Below are 16,276 nucleotides of genomic sequence, written 5' to 3'. Positions count from 1 at the left end.
GAGCACAGGAAAACCTTTTCTGTCAAGAAGAGTTTCAATTAGCTGATTTTATTGTAAAAATCATCATTGTTAAATCTGGTAATTGTGTTTACTCATTTTTTGATTGCAAACCAACTAAGGAAAACTTTCTATTATTAATTATGTTGAAATGAAGAGATAACCCTTCGCAACCTACCAAAATGTACTCTTCGCTTTACTAAAATGAACATCGTGGAGAAAGTCATTTTTACGTAAGAATGGCTCTGCGCTTGACTTTGCAAATATTCCAAACTAAAGGTTTCTACATGAGTACAAACCTAAACCGCTTTAGCTTCTTTTTCTTTTTTAGCTTTCGCTTCTTTAGAAGCGCCTGCGGTCTTGGGGTGTGCGTATAACCATAGATAGGTAAATGCATTCATAACAAGGGCCGCAGGCGTTAAGCCAGCGGCCCTTTTCTTTTATCTGCCGTTGGACAAGCGTTAGGCCCGCAACGAGAGAGGTTTTTATCATGATGTTGGGTTTCGGGAGTATGGAGATCGCACTGGCCTACTGGCTTAGTATTGGTGCCACAGTATTGTGCGTCGTTTACGGAATTGTGAATTGGAACGAATCGGGTGAATCTTCTGATGTAAAGCCGCCCCAGGAGGATGCGTAGATGGAAGGTAAGATTCTCGGTATTCTCATATATTTGGGTGTCATTTTTTACCTCGGATACCAGGCGTGGAAAAAAACTAAACAGTCCACCGATTATATGCTGGCTGGGCGTCAGATGAATCCGTTTGTCCTTGCAATGTCTTATGGAGCAACCTTTGTTTCCACTTCTGCCATAATAGGTTTTGGTGGCGTGTCGGGCATGTTTGGCATGTCGTTGCTGTGGCTGACTTTTTTGACGATTTTCGTAGGTATCTTCGTTGCTATGGTCTTCTTTGGCAAGCGCACGCGCCGTATGGGGCTCGCACTTGATGCGCACACTTTTCCCGAGTTTCTGGGTAGGCGTTACAATTCAAAATTCATTCAGCAGTTCTCTGGTGTTGTCGTCTTTGTCTTTATTCCTGTATACGCAGCTGCTGTACTCATAGGTATTTGTCGTATGCTTGAAGTAGCTTTCCCCGCTGTCAGCTACGGCGCATGGCTTTTGATCGTGACAGCCATTGTTGCCATGTATGTAGTTACTGGTGGTCTGAAGGCAGTGATGTATACCGACGCTTTTCAAGGTACAATTATGGCCGTCATGATGCTTATTCTTATGGTTACCACTTACTCTCTGCTGGGTGGAGTTACCGAAGCGCATCAAGCCTTGACGGATATGGTGAACATGATTCCTCCCAAGCTGCTCAAGGGCGGGTTGGTTGGATGGACTGAAGGACCTCACTTTCAATCGCCCATCGGACTGACTATCTACACTACAATTATATATGGTGTCGGAATCGGAGTTTTGGCTCAACCGCAGCTTGCCATCCGATATATGACTGTTCCTTCTGATCGCGAACTGAATCGTGCTGTAGCGATAGGTGGTATTTTTATTTTGCTCATGACTGGTGTCGCCTTCACCGTAGGGGCGCTGTCAAACGTTGTGTTTTTTAATGAATTCGGAAAGATCTCTATCGCTATGGCTGGTGGTAACTTCGATAAAATTATTCCCATTTACATCGATAAGATCATGCCCGGTTGGTTTTCCGGTCTTTTCCTTGTGGCAATGTTTGCGGCAGCCATGTCTACCATGAGCTCTCAGTACCATGTGGGTGGAACTTCCCTTTCCCGAGACTTTTTGGAGCAGCATGTAAAAATCGGCAACAGCGGTTCTTCCATGAAGCTGAATCGTCTTGGCGTTACCATTGCGGTCATCGCCACTCTTGTCTGGGCTTGGTTGTTGCCAGGTGGTGTTATCGCACGCGCCACGGCTTTCTTCTTTGGTCTTTGCGCAGCCTCCTTTCTCCCCATCTACGTTTTGGGGCTTTATTGGAAAGGCATGACTAAAATAGGAGCAAAGGTCTCTATGGTCGGTGGGTTTGCTTCTTCGATGTTCTGGCTGCTCTTCATCCACCTCAAAGAAGCAAAGCCGATAGGCCTGTGTCAGGCTCTGACTGGCAAGGTAACTCTGGTGGCCGATGCAACTCCAATGTCATGGCCATGGCTGCTCCAGTGGGTTGATCCCAATGTGGTCGCCCTGCCCGTATCTGTCGCATTGGCCATAGGCGTTAGCCTTGCCACTCGACGTATGGGTGAAAAACACCTCGAAATGTGCTGGAACGGCGTGGTATAAAATAATTACTGTTGAAATCAGTTTATCTAGCGCCGGGGCACATTGTCCTGGCGCTTATTTTATTCCGTAATTGACAGGCTAACCCTTTAGGCACCATAACCAATCGACAATAATAAAAAGGATCGGATACGCTCTATGAGAAATATTGATGTGAACGTGAAGTTCCTGCACGAAGTTTGGAAAGAAAATGAACTGGCTTATGCTACCGAGCATTCTGCTGGACTTGACTTGCGTGCTTGCATCGACACCGAAGAACTGGAGATCGGTTCCGGTGAAAAAGTGGCCATCCCTGCTGGTATTTCAATTGAAATTCTTGAGAAAAGTGTTGCGGCCTATGTCTTTTCCCGTAGTGGTCTTGGCACTAAGGAAGGTTTGACTGTCAGCCAAGGCGTGGGGGTTATTGATCCTGACTACCGGGGCGAGATAAAAGTATCACTGCTCAATACTTCCGGAGAGAAGCGACGAATCAAGCGCGGTCAGCGCATTGCACAGCTTGTTTTTATGCCTATCTTTCAGGGTGTCATACGCCCTGTTGATGAACTCGGTGAAACCGATCGCGGTGCGGGAGGTTTCGGATCCACCGGAAAGCTATAATACATAATCGAGAGATAAAATGAGCAATAAGTTCGATGAAATAAAAGAGAGGGAGAGCAACCTCCTTTGCAATACATATGGTCGGTATCCTCTGGCTGTATCCAAAGCCAAAGGATGTAAATTATATGATTTGGACGGTGAAGAATACCTTGATTTTCTTTCTGGGATCGCCGTCTGCAGTCTCGGTCACAGTCGTGATGATTTGGCTGATGTTATGGCCGAACAAGCACGGCAATTAGTGCATGTGAGTAATCTTTTTTATCAGGAGCCTCAGTTGCAGTTGGCGGAAAAGCTGCTTTCTACCTGTGCTGCTGGTAAAATTTTCTTTTCCAATTCTGGAGCAGAGGCCAACGAAGGGGCGATCAAGTTGGCCCGTCGTTATATGCGGACAGTCCGTGAAGAAGATCGTTATGAGATAATAACTCTCGAAAAGTCTTTTCATGGTAGAACGCTGTCGACCCTGACAGCAACAGGTCAGACTGGACCAATAAAAGATGGTTTTAGTCCTTTACCCGAGGGGTTTGTCACAGTGCCGTTTGGCAACGTCAATGCCCTGCGCGGAGCTATTGGTAAGAATACTGCCGCTATCATGATCGAAATGGTTCAAGGAGAAGGTGGCGTACGCCCTCTGCCTTCAGATTACGTCAATGATATAGTAGCATTATGTAAGGAAAACGGCTTGTTGCTCATCGTGGATGAGGTTCAGACTGGCGTATGTCGTACTGGCCGTTTTTGGGCACATCAGCATTATGGAATTGTGCCGGATATTTTTACTTCAGCTAAGGCGCTAGCCAACGGTCTACCCATAGGGGCTGTTCTCTGTTCGGACGAAGTAGCTAAAGGTTTTAGCCCTGGTTCCCATGCGACCACTTTTGGTGGCGGCGGTGTTGTTTCCGCTGTTGCCAGTAAGGTCGTGGACATTATGCTGGAAGAGAAGATGGCGGAGCGTGCATTTGAAATGGGTAGTTTCGCCGCAGAAGAAGCTGAAAAGCTTCGTGCCAAGCATCCCGATAAGATCGTGGGCACACGTGGGCTTGGATTGCTTTTCGGTATTGAACTTTCTTTTCCGGGTAATGACGTTTGGAAGTCATTGCTTGACCAAAAGATGGTTTGCAATCTGACTCAGGGGACCATATTGCGCTTAGTGCCGCCCCTAACGATAGAAAAAGAAAATATCCGTACATTTATGGCTTCTCTGGACTCTATCTTGGAGACCATTGAGATATAGTCGATCTTGACCACTTGGTGGCGAAGGCGTATCCAATAAAGAGAGGTCAAGGTATGAGTAGCATTGCAGCATTGGAATCGATGAGCGAATATGCGCCCAATCGGTATGAAGAAAAACGGGAAGACGTTGAACCCGTCAAGGACCAGCCAAGGGAAGAAATCCAAACGCCGGTCATCCAGGCTGCTGCAGAGCAACAGGACCAAAAAAATACCATGAATGCATTCCAGTATACCGGAAAAGGTTCATTTATCGACAAAGTCTTTTAATGTTTTAAACAATAATCAACACTCAAGGCCGGGGCAATATCCCCGGCCTTTCACATGAAAAATGGAGCATCGTATGTCCACTCTGCTCAAGATTGAATTCTCTCTTGTCGAAGAAAAGGCTGATGAAGCTGGCGTATTCATTGCCACGAAGGTTCCTCACGGTTGGGAGGAAACCCCTATTGAAGGTGGCCGCAAATTCACTATTTTTTTGGAGGATCATCCGTTGGGAATGGAGATGATTCGTGATTTCCAATCTCGTTTTCCCGGAATAGACATCAAGCATTCGGAACAGGAGTCAGAAGATTGGGCTGTTGCCTGGAAGGATTTCTTCAATCCTGTAAATTGTGGGGAAACTTTCAAAATTTTACCGCCCTGGCTTGAAGATGAAGAAGATAATGGGACAACACATATTGTCATCGAACCTAAAATGGCATTTGGAACTGGTCACCACCCCACTACCTCCTTGTGTCTTGCGACTATTGGTGAACTTGCCCAAAAGGGAGCTATCAAAGAAGGTCAAGATTTTTTGGATCTTGGCACTGGATCTGGTATTCTTGCCATTGGATTGTGCAAATTAGGCTTGAAGGGAACTGGTCTTGATATTGATCCGCAAGCAATTGTTTGTGCTGTCGAAAATGTTGAAAAGAATAAAGTTTCTGATGACGTCAATCTAGCTGTTGGTTCCATAGAAAGTGTTGCAAAAGAACTTCAGTTTGATTTGTTGGTTGCCAATATTTTATCTGGTCCACTCATTGAGATGGCAGTAGATATTACTTCTCACGTTAAGCTTGGAGGTAGCTTGGTTCTGTCTGGTATTCTGGCAGGCCCTCAAGGTGATGCAGTAGTGGAGGCCTACGAAAGGCGTGGCATAGGACACCCTGAACGCTTCCAAGATGGCGAATGGGAATGCTTGGTGTGGGAGAAAGTCGGAGTGTAAAGATGGGCAACTCTAAAGTTCTCATCGAAATGTATGAAACAATGAGCGAGTCTCTGGGCCCCAGCAACTGGTGGCCTGGGGATTCGCCTTTTGAAATTGCTGTCGGTGCGATTCTTGTTCAGAACACCAACTGGGCTAATGTCGAAAAAGCAATCGATAACCTTAAGTCAAGGCATCTTCTTTCAGCTCAAGCAATGCATGAAATGCCTTCGTGCGATCTGGTCGAACTCATTCGTCCTGCTGGGTATTTCAACATTAAGGCAAAGAGACTTGTCAATTTTCTTGAATTTTTAAGAAATGAAGTTGATTACGAGATAGAAGGTTTGAAAGTTCAAGGCTTGGATGAGCTTAGGCCAAAGATGCTTGAAGTTAATGGGATTGGACCAGAAACAGCTGACGCCATCCTTTTGTATGCATTGGAGAAGCCGTCGTTTGTTGTAGATGCCTACACCTTTCGTATGATGGGCCGTCATGGATTGGCATGGGAGAATATGAATTACCATGATCTTCAAGCCCTTTTCATGGACGCATTGCCTGAAGATGTGGCACTGTACAATGAATATCATGCCCTCATCGTTCGTGTTGGCAAAGAATGGTGTAAAAAAAAATGCGGATTATGTGAAAATTGTCCGCTCAACTCTTTTCTCAATTGATTTTGATGAAACGATTCTTCCTTGTACTTTTACTATTTATTTTGATTCCAACGTCAGTCCAGGCGTTGGACGATAAAGAGCCTTTGCATGAAACGCTTCAGAAAGAGCATGAACGTGCTGATGACAAAGAACTGAAGGTTCGTGAATTGACGAAAAAGGCTGGCCGTATTTCCACGAGATTGTCAGATATTGAGCATGATATTGGTATGCTTAAGAAAAAGATCAGTGCTCAAGAGAAAGTGCTCAATGAAATCAAGATAAATGAAGTAAAAGCTCGTAAGGACCATTTTGCCTTAGAAAAGGAAAAACAACGTATCGCTTTGGAATTGTCTGGGCTCATGAAAACGTTATGGCCTGTGCATCTGCAGAATATTCGTGCTCGTTTTGAAGGCGTTGATAGCTGGGATATGTTTGATCGTCGCTTTACTTGGTTATCTGATATTTATGATGCGACTCAGGGGAAGCTTGAGGAAGCTCGTCTTAACTCTGAACGGATTGCGCGAAATTTGGAGCGTCAACGTTTGTTGGAAGAAGAGGCTGCGACACAACTTGCCAGCATCAACAAAAATAAAGATCGCCTTCTTGGCAATCGATACGCACTTCGTAAAAATCTCAAAAAGGTAAGACGACAGCGTGAAAACGTTGAAGCTGAACTCAGCGACATTTTGTCCTCTATTGAGAATTTGAAGTATCAATTACAGTCACAAAAAACCAAACGTTTTGACCTGTATAAACGCACTTTGCCCTGGCCTGTTCAAGGGCATCTTGTAAAAGGGTATAACCCTAAAGCCAAGCCACCTCTTCGCGGGTTAGTTATACGAGCATCAGAAGGGGCTAGTGTTCAATCTGTTTTCTGGGGCAAAGTAGTCCACAATGACACCTTGCGCGGGTTTGGGCATGTAATAATTGTATATCATGGGTATGATTATTACAGTCTTTATGCTTATTTAGCAGAGACTTATGTCCGGAATGGACAAGAGGTCGAAAAAAACGAGCCTCTTGGAAGTGTCGGTTATAATCCCAAGGCGGATGGTCCTGGAATGTATTTTGAATTGCGTTTTCACCAAAAACCAATTAACCCAAAGCTTTGGCTAACCGCTAAAAAATAGACGGTTTGCAGATACATTGAACCCCACTCCGTTTCACGGGAGGATACATGCGGATCACGCTCTGGATAGTCACTTTTCTTCTTCTTTTCACCCTGACTGTCGCCCCTGGCCCTACTATGGCCGCCAAGGACGATCACTTTGAGGCCTTAAAGAGGTTCTCTCAAGTGCTCGACATGGTGGAGAGCTACTATGTCAAACCTGTTACTCGTAAAGAGTTAATCAACAATTCCATTAAGGGAATGATTGAGCAACTTGATCCGCACTCTACTTATCTTACCCCTGAAGATTATAAAGAGATGCAGGTGGATACTGCTGGGAAGTTCAGTGGAATTGGCATCGAAATAAGTATGGAGCAAGGACGTCTCACTTGTGTGACTCCTATTGAAGATACTCCCGCTTATAAGGCTGGCATGCTTGCTGGTGACCTGATTCTTGAGATTAATGGTGAATCCACTCAAGAAATGACCTTGGAAGATGCTGTTAAGCGTATTCGTGGTAAGAAAGGAACAACTGTTAAGTTACTTATTCTGCATAAAGCCGCCAGTAAACCTGTTGAAATTGCAATTGTTCGTGGCACCATTCCGATTATCAGTGCAAAATCACAATCTCTGGAAGACGGTTATTTGTATCTGCGTTTGACCCGTTTTAACGAGTCTACTACCAAGAACATGCGTGAGAAGATTGTTGACTATCAGAAAACTCACACTCTGAAGGGTGTAGTACTGGACTTACGAAATAATCCTGGGGGCCTTCTCGGGCAGGCTGTATCTGTTGCAGACACCTTCATTGATGAAGGAACAATTGTTTACATTCAGGGTAAGGACAAGAATAATCGCAAAGACTTCTTCGCTGCTAAAAATTCCAATGAGATTTCTGTCCCGTTGGTCGTGCTTATAAACGCTGGCTCTGCGTCTGCTTCTGAAATTGTTGCAGGTGCTCTGCAGGATCACAAGCGTGCTCTTATTATCGGTGAGCGTTCATTTGGCAAAGGGTCCGTTCAAACCATTATTCCAATGGCGGATGGTTCTGGTATCAAATTGACCACTGCACTTTATTACACCCCTAATGGTCGCTCTATTCAGGCTAAGGGAATTGAGCCAGACATTAGAGTTCCTTTTGTGGCTCCACCCAATGATGAAGACAAAACAATGCGTGATCGCTTCACTGTTCGTGAAAAGGATCTGAGCCGTCATCTCGAAAATGGTAATAAGTCCAAGAAGGGAACTGACAAAGATGCCGAAAAGGCCAAGGACCGTCTTGAACGTGATAACCAACTCAGAATGGCGCTGGAACTAGTCAAGAGCTTGCCCAAACTGAAGGACATCAGATAGGATACCTCTTCCATGGACGAACGTTCCCCGGAAGAAATTACTACCGAACAAAAGACCGGGTTGGACAGTCTGATTACTAGACTGTACCAGCCCGGTCCTCTTGTTTTTCTTTTTATCCTAGCCTTCTTAGCTATGGCTTCCCTTGGCTATTATCTTTTAACTAAGGATACGCCTCCGCCGACGGTTGTGACAGAGACTAATACAGTATCAGGCGTTACTTCTAAGCCTAGGATCTATGAAGAAGAGTTGTCTGATATGGAAGACAAGGTCAAACAAGCCGACCTTGCTGTTATAGAGACTATGCGGGCCATGGAAATGAACATGCAGGAACTTGGGCTTCTGGATGTTGAAATGCGCCATTTGGAAGACAAAGGCTATCATTACCAAGTCTTGCAGCTTCCTCCTGTGACTGAACAACAGTTTTTTTATAAAAAACTTCAGACCAACTTGGTTCAGCGTTTGCCAGAAGCTGTATTGAGTCCAGTATCGGCCTACGAAATGCAGCTTTCCATCGAAGGTATACCTACTCATCGCCTTCTCTTAAAACCTACCCCACTATCCTTGCCCCGTCCAAAAGACAAAGGGCCAAAACTTGCCATTGTTATTGATGATATTGGTGAGAATCTTCCTGTGCTTGAAGGCTTAGTTAATCTCGATTTTCAAGTGACCCTAGCTGTTTGGCCTCACGCGACACATACCCGTAAATCTGTAGAGATCATTGCTCAGAAGAGGCGTGACCTTATCATCCATTTTCCAATGGAGCCAAAGGGGTACCCTCGTTACAATCCGGGTAAAGACGCCTTATTTGTCTCTATGACGACCCAAGAAATCAAGCAGCAAGTCGCGGAAAATGTGTCTAAGATTCCTGAAGCCATCGGCGTGAACAATCATATGGGGTCGCGTTTTACTGGTCACACAAAAGGGATGGAAGTCGCGCTGGCTGAATTCAAGCGTCATGGCCTTTTCTTTCTGGACAGCAAAACTACTGCCAAGAGTGTTGGGCGTTCCACTGCTCGTGAAACAGGTATCCCCTTCTACCAGCGTGATATTTTCATAGATAACGTTAAAGACGTGAACGCCATAATTCACCAACTAAAGAAAGCGGAAAACGTTGCTCTCAAACGCGGGCATGCTATTGCTATCGGCCATCCATATAAGGAAACTCTCGCTGCTTTGAAGGAATGGAATAATGGTCGAAATCAATCCATCAATCTTATTCCTCTCTCCAGATTGACTGCGGAATAACCCATTATTGGACAGAGTAATTAATAGTTGTTCTGATTGCTCAAATATTGAAAGTTGAGCTCGCTTTCTCTTATAGGAATACTTTTGGTCTTGCGTACATCCTAACATGGTAATATTAAATGTTTATTCGATTATCCTAATAGAGCCATTTGATTTTTTCTAAATGATATCCAGACATTTTCTTGGAAAATTGAGGCAAATAAACGCCTTGCTATTGCCATCCGACCACAGCGAGTGTAACAATTTCTTAAGTTTAAAAGCACTGCTGCCGAAAAGAGTGTATAGGGTTCGGTCCGTTTTTTGCTTAGTGTTTAACAGTGTTCAAAAAAACGGCATTAGATGTATTGATGTGTTCAAAACTGGAACATGTAGATTTAAAGTGGACCGGAAGTCCGGCAAATGAGTGAGGCTTTCTCCCAATGAGCAAAATCCTCGAACAAGATGAAGTCGATGCCCTGCTCCGTGGTCTTTCCGGAGGAGATGTCGAAACAGAGACTGAGATACCGGAGGATGACTCCGGTGTGGTTGCGTTTGATCTGGCCAATCAGGACAGAATCATTCGTGGCCGAATGCCCGTTCTCGAAATCGTTAACGATCGTTTCGCAAGGCTTTGCACTAACGCACTTGCCAATACCATGCGTAAACGTGTCGACATTAATCCCATCTCTATCGACATGTCCAAGTTCGGTGACTTCATGCGCTCGCTGCCCGTACCGACGTCCATCTCTATCTTCAAAATGGACCCGCTACGGGGCAACGCTCTGCTCGTTGTCGATTCTCGTCTGGTTTTCGCCTTGGTAGAGAATTTTTTTGGTGGAGCAGGTAGTCAACCCAAGGTTGAGGGGCGAGATTTTACGCCTATTGAGCAGGCCATTGTCGAACGGGTTGTCAAAATTGCCCTAGCTAATATGGAAGAGTCCTGGAAGCCAGTCCACGAAGTTCATGTGGAAATGGTTCGTACAGAGGTAAATCCTCAGTTTGCTGCAATTGTTCCGCCTTCAGATGTCGTTATCGTTGTTACTTTTGAAGTTGAACTCGAAAATGCCATTGGTTCGCTCATTGTTTGCCTGCCGTATGCCACCATGGAGCCTATTCGCTCCAAACTCCACGCCTCTTTCCAATCTGAACGCCTTGAAGTTGACCATGTTTGGATTAATCGATTCAAAGAGCGTCTTATGGAGACTCCGGTTGAAATGGTTGTACGTCTTGGACGAACAACCATTAGCGGACGCCAGCTTCTTTATTTGCAAGAGGGTGATATTATATTGCTTGATACAGACGAGGACGAACTTCTTGAAGCTGAAGTTGAAGGGGTGAGAAAATTTCAGGGTCTTCCTGGTCGTGTTAAAGGTAATAAATCTTTCAAGGTTATCAAGGAAGAAGAGATTCGTTTTTAAGGATAATCAATAACATATTGTTAAAGGTCGCTATTGCGACCTTTTTTTTTTACATGTGTTGGTTTTGTAATTTGAGTCTCCTTGGTTGAACAATATTTCTTGACGAAGAACTTGGTACAGTCCAAAATTTTAAATTACAAAAATATTAAGAGGAGTCTAACTCAATGAAAAAAATTATTATGTCTTTGATGGCGCTGTTTCTCATTGCTAGCACCGCCTTTGCAGGCCAGAGCTACACTGTATCTGTGACACAAATTGTTGAACATCCTTCCTTGGACGCTATGCGTAATGGTGTTTTTGAACGACTGAAGGAGAAAGGAGTGGTAATTAAACCCAATGTACATATTGCACAGGGGAATGCTGCGACAAACGTACAGATTATTAGTCAGATTATAGGTGAACAGCCCGATCTGGTCTTGGCTATAGCGACCCCCGGCGCTCAAGCTGCTGCCCAGAAGATTAAGGATCGTCCAATTCTGTTCACAGGTGTTACAGATCCTGTTTCTGCTGGTTTGGTAAAGGATCTTCAGAACACTGGCGGTAAGAATATCACTGGAATGTCTGATTTCAGTCCTATGGACAAACATGTAGAATTGATTAAGGAAATCGTGCCTTCTGCTAACTCAATCGGTGTTATCTATAATGCTGGTGAACCTAATTCTGTAGCATTGGTTAGCAAACTTAAGGAAGAAGCGGCCAAAGCTGGTCTAAACGTTGAAGAAGCCACAATCGCAAATTCCAGTGGTGTATATCAGGCAGCCAAGAGTCTCGTTGGGCGTTGCGAGGTCATCTATATTCCCACTGATAATACTGCTATATCCGCTTTGGAATCTGCTATCAAAGTCTGCAAGCAGAATCGCCTCCCTTTGATTACAGGTGACGTTGATTCGGTTGCTCGAGGCTCCATCGCAGCTGTTGCTGTAGATTACTATAAGATGGGTCTTCAGACTGGGGATATGGCGTACAAGATTCTTGTCGAGGGTGTTAATCCTAGTTCTATGCCAGTTGAGTTTCTGCATGACCTTAATTTGCATGTAAATAAGAAAGCCGCAGACTCAATGGGTGTTGCATTGCCCGAGTCTACTATTAAACGGGCTGAAAAGGTTATTGAATAAGCTCTGATTTGCTAATTTTCTCTAATAAGTATAAAAGGCGCGTTGTTCTCAACGCGCCTTTTCCTTTGTTCTTCCTCGTCTGCTTGGATTAGTGCGTGATATTATAAATTAGGAATAATTATGACAAGTTACGCCCTCTTTGGCGCTTTAGAACAAGGGTTCGCTTATGGCCTAATGGTTATTGGTGTATATCTGACGTTTCGCATTTTAGATTTTCCAGACCTTACAGTGGACGGCAGTCTACCACTCGGAGCATCGGTAACAGCCGTATGTATCACTTCCGGCTACTCTCCAGTGCTGGCAATATTTGTATCCGCATGTGCAGGATTTATATCTGGAGCTGTAACTGGAATCTTGAATACGAAATTTAAGATCCTCCATTTGTTGGCGTCTATTCTGACAATGATTTCACTGTATTCAATTAATTTACGTATAATGGGACGTCCCAACATGACGTTGCTGGGGCAAGATACTGTCGTTGATTGGTTTATTGAGTTCACTGGTTGGCTGCCACATTTGTCTACACCCGTTTTATTTGGTGTCATTAGTGTTATTGTCATGGTTTTGCTTGTTTGGTTTCTTCACACTGAGCACGGCCTCGCATTTTTGGCAACGGGTGACAATAAACAAATGATCACTAGCCAGGGTGTAAATACAGATAATGTAATTATTTTTGGTGTTGGTCTTTCCAATGCTTTAGTGGCTGTGTCAGGCTCACTTGTTGCTCAGAATCAGGGGGCAGCAGATGTTAATATGGGGGTCGGAACCATTATCGCAGGTTTGGCCTCGGTCATCATCGGTGAGACAGTTTTTGGCGATAAGACTATATTTCGCGCTATGATCGCCGCCCTACTTGGTTCTGTATTATACCGAGTTGCTATTGCGCTTGCGTTGGGACTGAAGCTTGGCTCTTTCTCATTTACACCCAGCGATTTGAATCTCATCACCGCCCTGCTCGTCATTGTCGCGTTAGTCATGCCTAGGATGAAGCAGAAAATTCTGGCAGGGAGGTCTTAATGATCCACATCTCTAACGTTACTAAAGCCTTCCACAAAGGAGACGTAAATGAGGTTACAGCCTTGAATAACGTCAGCTTGGAAGTTAACGACGGTGATTTTATTACCATCATAGGCTCTAACGGTGCAGGTAAATCTACATTCCTCAATGCTATAGCGGGCACTTTCCCATTGGATAAAGGGAAGATTGTGTTGGGGGAGCAGGATGTGACCGGTTGGCCGGAGTTCAAGCGTGCCTCTCTGATCGGACGTGTGTTTCAAGATCCACTTCTTGGTACTTGTGCTGGTGCCACTATCGAACAGAATCTCGCTATGGCGATGAAGCGGGGTAAGCGGCGCGGTCTTGGATTGGGAGTTCAAAATCGTGACCGTGAGTTTTTCAAAGATAAACTCTCTGTACTTAAGCTTGGCTTGGAAGATCGTCTTAAGACTCAGACTGGTTTGCTTTCTGGTGGGCAGCGTCAGGCTTTGACAATGCTCATGGCAACTTTGGTGCGCCCCAATTTACTTTTGCTTGATGAGCATACTGCTGCACTGGATCCCAAAACAGGCGGCATGATTCTGGATTTAACTGACGAAATTATCGAATCTGAAAAGCTGACTGCTTTGATGGTGACCCACAATATGAATCAGGCCATTCAGTTGGGTAACCGCCTGATCATGTTCCACCGTGGTGAAATAGTAATGGATATCTCCGGAGAGGAGAAAATGAATCTCAAGGTTGAAGATCTTCTGCTGCGATTTTCCGAATTGCGTGGTGAAGCAGAAATCTCTGACCGAATGTTGTTGTGTTAGGGCCGTTTTTCCGGGCGGCCTATGGCTCTGGCTGTTTAACTAGGTGATAAACAGTTCAGAACTGGCGAAATATCGTCATTACGTATATTAGTGATAACTCAATTGGAGGCTACTATGGCTATCGAACGTACATTTTCTATCATCAAGCCTGATGCTGTTGAACGTAATCTCATTGGTGATATCCTCAAAATGATCGAGGAATCTGGTCTTAAGGTTAAAGCTATGAAAATGATTCACATGGATCGCGCTCAGGCTGAAGGTTTCTACGCTGTTCACAAAGAGCGTCCTTTCTTTGGTGAATTGGTTGATTACATGATTTCTGGTCCTGTTGTTGTTTCTTGCCTAGAAGGTGAAAATGCAATTAAGGCCTATCGAGAACTCATGGGTGCTACCAACCCTGCGGATGCAGCCGAGGGCACCATCCGTAAAAGGTTTGCTGTGAACCTTCAAAATAACTCTTGCCACGGTTCTGACGGTCCTGATACCGCCAAGACTGAAGTGGCATACTTCTTCAACGATGACGAATTGGTGGGATAATGACCAAGAAAATCGGATTCATTGGTGTGGGAAATATGGGGGCAGCCATTATTAATGGCCTTGCCTCACGTGACGATATTCAAATTCACGGTACTGATCGTCGTGCTGCCGGACTCGCTGAACTTAGCAAGAAATTCGGCGTTGTTCAGCAGGAAACGGCTTTGGATCTGACCAAGGTTTGTGATTATATCATTTTGGCAGTCAAGCCGCAGCATGCAGAAGCTGTCGTCCGTGAGATTGCCCCGCATTTGGACAACAACAAATGTCTTATATCCATATGTGCCGGTTTAAATACTGACTCATTCAAGGAATGGACAGACAATCGTTGTCCTGTGGTTCGTGTCATGCCTAACACCCCTGCTCTGGTAGGAGAATCCGTTTCTGCAATTTGCCTGGATGACCAGGCTCTCACCGACGAGATGAAGAGCTTCGTTCCTGAAGTCTTTGAGGGCATCGGTCAAGCGCATGTTCTTTCTGAGAAACAGTTTGATGCCTTTACCGGTGTTATCGGATCTGGACCAGCTTATGTCTTCTATTTTATGGAAGCCATGATTGAATCTGGTGTTGCTCTGGGGCTTACGCGTCAGCAATCAACTGAAATGGTCAAGGGCCTTTTTCTTGGTTCTGCAAAGCTTGCTGATCAGAGCGATCATACCGTCACAGCACTTCGTGAAATGGTTACTTCACCAGGAGGTACGACCATTCGTGCGCTAATGCATTTCGATCGCAAGTCGGTTCGAGGTGACATAATTGATGGTGTTTTTGAATCATACTTACGAAGCATCGAACTCGGAAAGTAAATATTAAGGGGCTCCATATGGAGCCCCTATTTTTGAAAAGTAGAGACTATAGTCTAATTACACTAGATCCAACTAGGCATAGAATAAATACTCCAGCCACGCCGAGCCCTGTCTTTTGGCACAGGGTGAGCAATGTGTTTAGTCGTTTTTGAGTCCAGACTTTCCCAATTGGACCAAGTATCGGTTTGGATTTGACTTTGCCAAAATAGATTGTTTTGCCGCCCATTTGTCCCCCGACGATCCATGCTGCAGCAGCCATAGGCCAACCAGCGTTAGGGCTTTCCATTTTTGTTGCGTCATTGGCGTAGTTCTTTTGGCAAGCAGTTATATCCAATCCCATCCATTTCCCTGTCAGCATTAATGCAACTCCCGACAATCGAGCTGGGATGTAAGCCAATATGTCGTCAGTCTTAGCTGCAGCATAACCAAGGTCTCGGTAACGATCTGTTTTGTAACCCCACATGGAATCCATGGTGCTGACCGTTTTGTAGACCCACAGCCAAGCCGGTCCAAGTAATATCAGATAAAATAATGGGGCTATAAAACCATCATTGAGATTTTCGCTTAATGTTTCGGCTAGAGTTCGTCGAATGTTGTCTTCATCCATGGTTTTGGTATCACGACTACACAGCATGCCTATGGATGTACGAGCTGTTGTAATGTTCCCATTGTCTAGTAGGTTCACTACATGCTGACACTCTTTAACCAGACAACCCAGAGCAAGGCCGGCGTACGCAAAATAGATGGCAAATAACAACCCAATATAGGGTATTGAGATGAACAATTGGACTATTGCCCAAGCTGCTAATGATAGAATTATCATGGTACACCAACCGGCTGCGTGCAGGTTGATGTTGGTTTTGAAAACCATGCTTTCGATCATATTGAGAGTCTTTCCAATGAGCCGTACGGGATGCGGAAAATGCTGGGGATCACCCAGAATCGAATCGAGAATAACAGCGACGATGGGAACGCCGAAGACGAGTGCGAAAGAGTCCATGATATAACGTT

At 44.8% G+C, this 16,276-nt stretch carries 17 protein-coding genes; 16 read left to right on the top strand and 1 reads right to left on the bottom strand.

Annotation, left to right across the window (positions count from 1 at the left end):
• The first annotated feature begins 487 nt into the window (after positions 1 to 487).
• The 16 genes from HFN16_RS19005 to proC all read left to right on the top strand — a co-directional run bounded on the left by HFN16_RS19005 (position 488) and on the right by proC (position 15,265).
• Positions 488 to 634, top strand: a complete 147-nt coding sequence (locus HFN16_RS19005; RefSeq protein ID WP_348771052.1) for a symporter small accessory protein — start codon at positions 488 to 490, stop codon at positions 632 to 634.
• A complete protein-coding gene (locus tag HFN16_RS15360; protein ID WP_168891596.1) occupies positions 635 to 2,242 on the top strand; it encodes a sodium:solute symporter family protein in 1,608 nt (535 codons plus the stop codon).
• Positions 2,243 to 2,377: 135 nt separating this feature from the next.
• Positions 2,378 to 2,836 carry a dUTP diphosphatase gene (gene dut, locus HFN16_RS15355; RefSeq protein WP_168891595.1) on the top strand — a complete coding sequence of 153 codons (459 nt, stop codon included), beginning with the start codon at positions 2,378 to 2,380 and terminating at the stop codon, positions 2,834 to 2,836.
• Between the two features lie 19 nt (positions 2,837 to 2,855).
• On the top strand, positions 2,856 to 4,064 hold the full coding sequence (locus tag HFN16_RS15350) for an aspartate aminotransferase family protein (protein WP_168891594.1): 1,209 nt from the start codon (positions 2,856 to 2,858) through the stop codon (positions 4,062 to 4,064).
• Between the two features lie 53 nt (positions 4,065 to 4,117).
• Positions 4,118 to 4,330: a hypothetical protein gene (locus HFN16_RS15345; RefSeq protein WP_168891593.1), complete on the top strand. Its 213-nt coding sequence runs from the start codon at positions 4,118 to 4,120 to the stop codon at positions 4,328 to 4,330.
• Between the two features lie 73 nt (positions 4,331 to 4,403).
• Entirely contained in the window at positions 4,404 to 5,267 is an 864-nt protein-coding gene (gene prmA / locus HFN16_RS15340) for a 50S ribosomal protein L11 methyltransferase (protein ID WP_168891592.1), read from the top strand.
• A 2-nt stretch (positions 5,268 to 5,269) separates the two neighbouring features.
• A complete protein-coding gene (locus HFN16_RS15335) occupies positions 5,270 to 5,920 on the top strand; it encodes an endonuclease III domain-containing protein (protein ID WP_168891591.1) in 651 nt (216 codons plus the stop codon).
• A gap of 5 nt (positions 5,921 to 5,925) precedes the next feature.
• On the top strand, positions 5,926 to 7,029 hold the full coding sequence (locus HFN16_RS15330; protein WP_168891590.1) for a M23 family metallopeptidase: 1,104 nt from the start codon (positions 5,926 to 5,928) through the stop codon (positions 7,027 to 7,029).
• Positions 7,030 to 7,076: 47 nt separating this feature from the next.
• Positions 7,077 to 8,360: a S41 family peptidase gene (locus tag HFN16_RS15325; RefSeq protein WP_168891589.1), complete on the top strand. Its 1,284-nt coding sequence runs from the start codon at positions 7,077 to 7,079 to the stop codon at positions 8,358 to 8,360.
• 12 nt (positions 8,361 to 8,372) lie between these two features.
• Positions 8,373 to 9,605 carry a divergent polysaccharide deacetylase family protein gene (locus HFN16_RS15320; RefSeq protein ID WP_168891588.1) on the top strand — a complete coding sequence of 411 codons (1,233 nt, stop codon included), beginning with the start codon at positions 8,373 to 8,375 and terminating at the stop codon, positions 9,603 to 9,605.
• Positions 9,606 to 10,024: 419 nt separating this feature from the next.
• Positions 10,025 to 11,002, top strand: coding sequence for a flagellar motor switch protein FliM (fliM, locus tag HFN16_RS15315; protein WP_168891587.1), 978 nt, complete (start codon positions 10,025 to 10,027; stop codon positions 11,000 to 11,002).
• Positions 11,003 to 11,166: 164 nt separating this feature from the next.
• Positions 11,167 to 12,117 carry an ABC transporter substrate-binding protein gene (locus tag HFN16_RS15310; protein WP_168891586.1) on the top strand — a complete coding sequence of 317 codons (951 nt, stop codon included), beginning with the start codon at positions 11,167 to 11,169 and terminating at the stop codon, positions 12,115 to 12,117.
• Positions 12,118 to 12,237: 120 nt separating this feature from the next.
• Positions 12,238 to 13,134: an ABC transporter permease gene (locus tag HFN16_RS15305; protein ID WP_168891585.1), complete on the top strand. Its 897-nt coding sequence runs from the start codon at positions 12,238 to 12,240 to the stop codon at positions 13,132 to 13,134.
• Complete coding sequence (locus tag HFN16_RS15300) at positions 13,134 to 13,928, top strand: ABC transporter ATP-binding protein (protein ID WP_168891584.1); 795 nt, start codon at positions 13,134 to 13,136, stop codon at positions 13,926 to 13,928. The genes HFN16_RS15305 and HFN16_RS15300 overlap by 1 nt, the downstream gene beginning before the upstream one ends.
• Positions 13,929 to 14,042: 114 nt before the next feature.
• Entirely contained in the window at positions 14,043 to 14,465 is a 423-nt protein-coding gene (gene ndk / locus HFN16_RS15295) for a nucleoside-diphosphate kinase (RefSeq protein WP_168891583.1), read from the top strand.
• Positions 14,465 to 15,265, top strand: coding sequence for a pyrroline-5-carboxylate reductase (gene proC, locus HFN16_RS15290; RefSeq protein ID WP_168891582.1), 801 nt, complete (start codon positions 14,465 to 14,467; stop codon positions 15,263 to 15,265). The genes ndk and proC overlap by 1 nt, the downstream gene beginning before the upstream one ends.
• 46 nt (positions 15,266 to 15,311) lie before the next feature.
• On the opposite strand, the gene cbiB is transcribed toward proC, so the two are convergent.
• On the bottom strand, positions 15,312 to 16,265 hold the full coding sequence (gene cbiB, locus HFN16_RS15285) for an adenosylcobinamide-phosphate synthase CbiB (protein ID WP_168891581.1): 954 nt from the start codon (positions 16,263 to 16,265) through the stop codon (positions 15,312 to 15,314).
• Positions 16,266 to 16,276 lie beyond the last annotated feature (11 nt).

It is taken from the genome of Pseudodesulfovibrio sp. zrk46, assembly GCF_012516435.1.
Classification (GTDB): Bacteria; Desulfobacterota; Desulfovibrionia; order Desulfovibrionales; family Desulfovibrionaceae; genus Pseudodesulfovibrio.
Note: the sequence above shows the minus strand (reverse complement) of the source record. Positions and strands in the feature narration are given on the sequence as shown.

What these genes read in the sequence shown, in the direction of transcription:
- HFN16_RS19005 (WP_348771052.1), top strand. Translation starts at nt 488, where the DNA reads ATGATGTTGGGTTTCGGGAGTATGGAGATCGCACTGGCCTACTGGCTT.
- HFN16_RS15360 (WP_168891596.1), top strand. Translation starts at nt 635, where the DNA reads ATGGAAGGTAAGATTCTCGGTATTCTCATATATTTGGGTGTCATTTTT.
- dut (WP_168891595.1), top strand. Translation starts at nt 2,378, where the DNA reads ATGAGAAATATTGATGTGAACGTGAAGTTCCTGCACGAAGTTTGGAAA.
- HFN16_RS15350 (WP_168891594.1), top strand. Translation starts at nt 2,856, where the DNA reads ATGAGCAATAAGTTCGATGAAATAAAAGAGAGGGAGAGCAACCTCCTT.
- HFN16_RS15345 (WP_168891593.1), top strand. Translation starts at nt 4,118, where the DNA reads ATGAGTAGCATTGCAGCATTGGAATCGATGAGCGAATATGCGCCCAAT.
- prmA (WP_168891592.1), top strand. Translation starts at nt 4,404, where the DNA reads ATGTCCACTCTGCTCAAGATTGAATTCTCTCTTGTCGAAGAAAAGGCT.
- HFN16_RS15335 (WP_168891591.1), top strand. Translation starts at nt 5,270, where the DNA reads ATGGGCAACTCTAAAGTTCTCATCGAAATGTATGAAACAATGAGCGAG.
- HFN16_RS15330 (WP_168891590.1), top strand. Translation starts at nt 5,926, where the DNA reads ATGAAACGATTCTTCCTTGTACTTTTACTATTTATTTTGATTCCAACG.
- HFN16_RS15325 (WP_168891589.1), top strand. Translation starts at nt 7,077, where the DNA reads ATGCGGATCACGCTCTGGATAGTCACTTTTCTTCTTCTTTTCACCCTG.
- HFN16_RS15320 (WP_168891588.1), top strand. Translation starts at nt 8,373, where the DNA reads ATGGACGAACGTTCCCCGGAAGAAATTACTACCGAACAAAAGACCGGG.
- fliM (WP_168891587.1), top strand. Translation starts at nt 10,025, where the DNA reads ATGAGCAAAATCCTCGAACAAGATGAAGTCGATGCCCTGCTCCGTGGT.
- HFN16_RS15310 (WP_168891586.1), top strand. Translation starts at nt 11,167, where the DNA reads ATGAAAAAAATTATTATGTCTTTGATGGCGCTGTTTCTCATTGCTAGC.
- HFN16_RS15305 (WP_168891585.1), top strand. Translation starts at nt 12,238, where the DNA reads ATGACAAGTTACGCCCTCTTTGGCGCTTTAGAACAAGGGTTCGCTTAT.
- HFN16_RS15300 (WP_168891584.1), top strand. Translation starts at nt 13,134, where the DNA reads ATGATCCACATCTCTAACGTTACTAAAGCCTTCCACAAAGGAGACGTA.
- ndk (WP_168891583.1), top strand. Translation starts at nt 14,043, where the DNA reads ATGGCTATCGAACGTACATTTTCTATCATCAAGCCTGATGCTGTTGAA.
- proC (WP_168891582.1), top strand. Translation starts at nt 14,465, where the DNA reads ATGACCAAGAAAATCGGATTCATTGGTGTGGGAAATATGGGGGCAGCC.
- cbiB (WP_168891581.1), bottom strand. Translation starts at nt 16,265, where the DNA reads ATGGACTCTTTCGCACTCGTCTTCGGCGTTCCCATCGTCGCTGTTATT.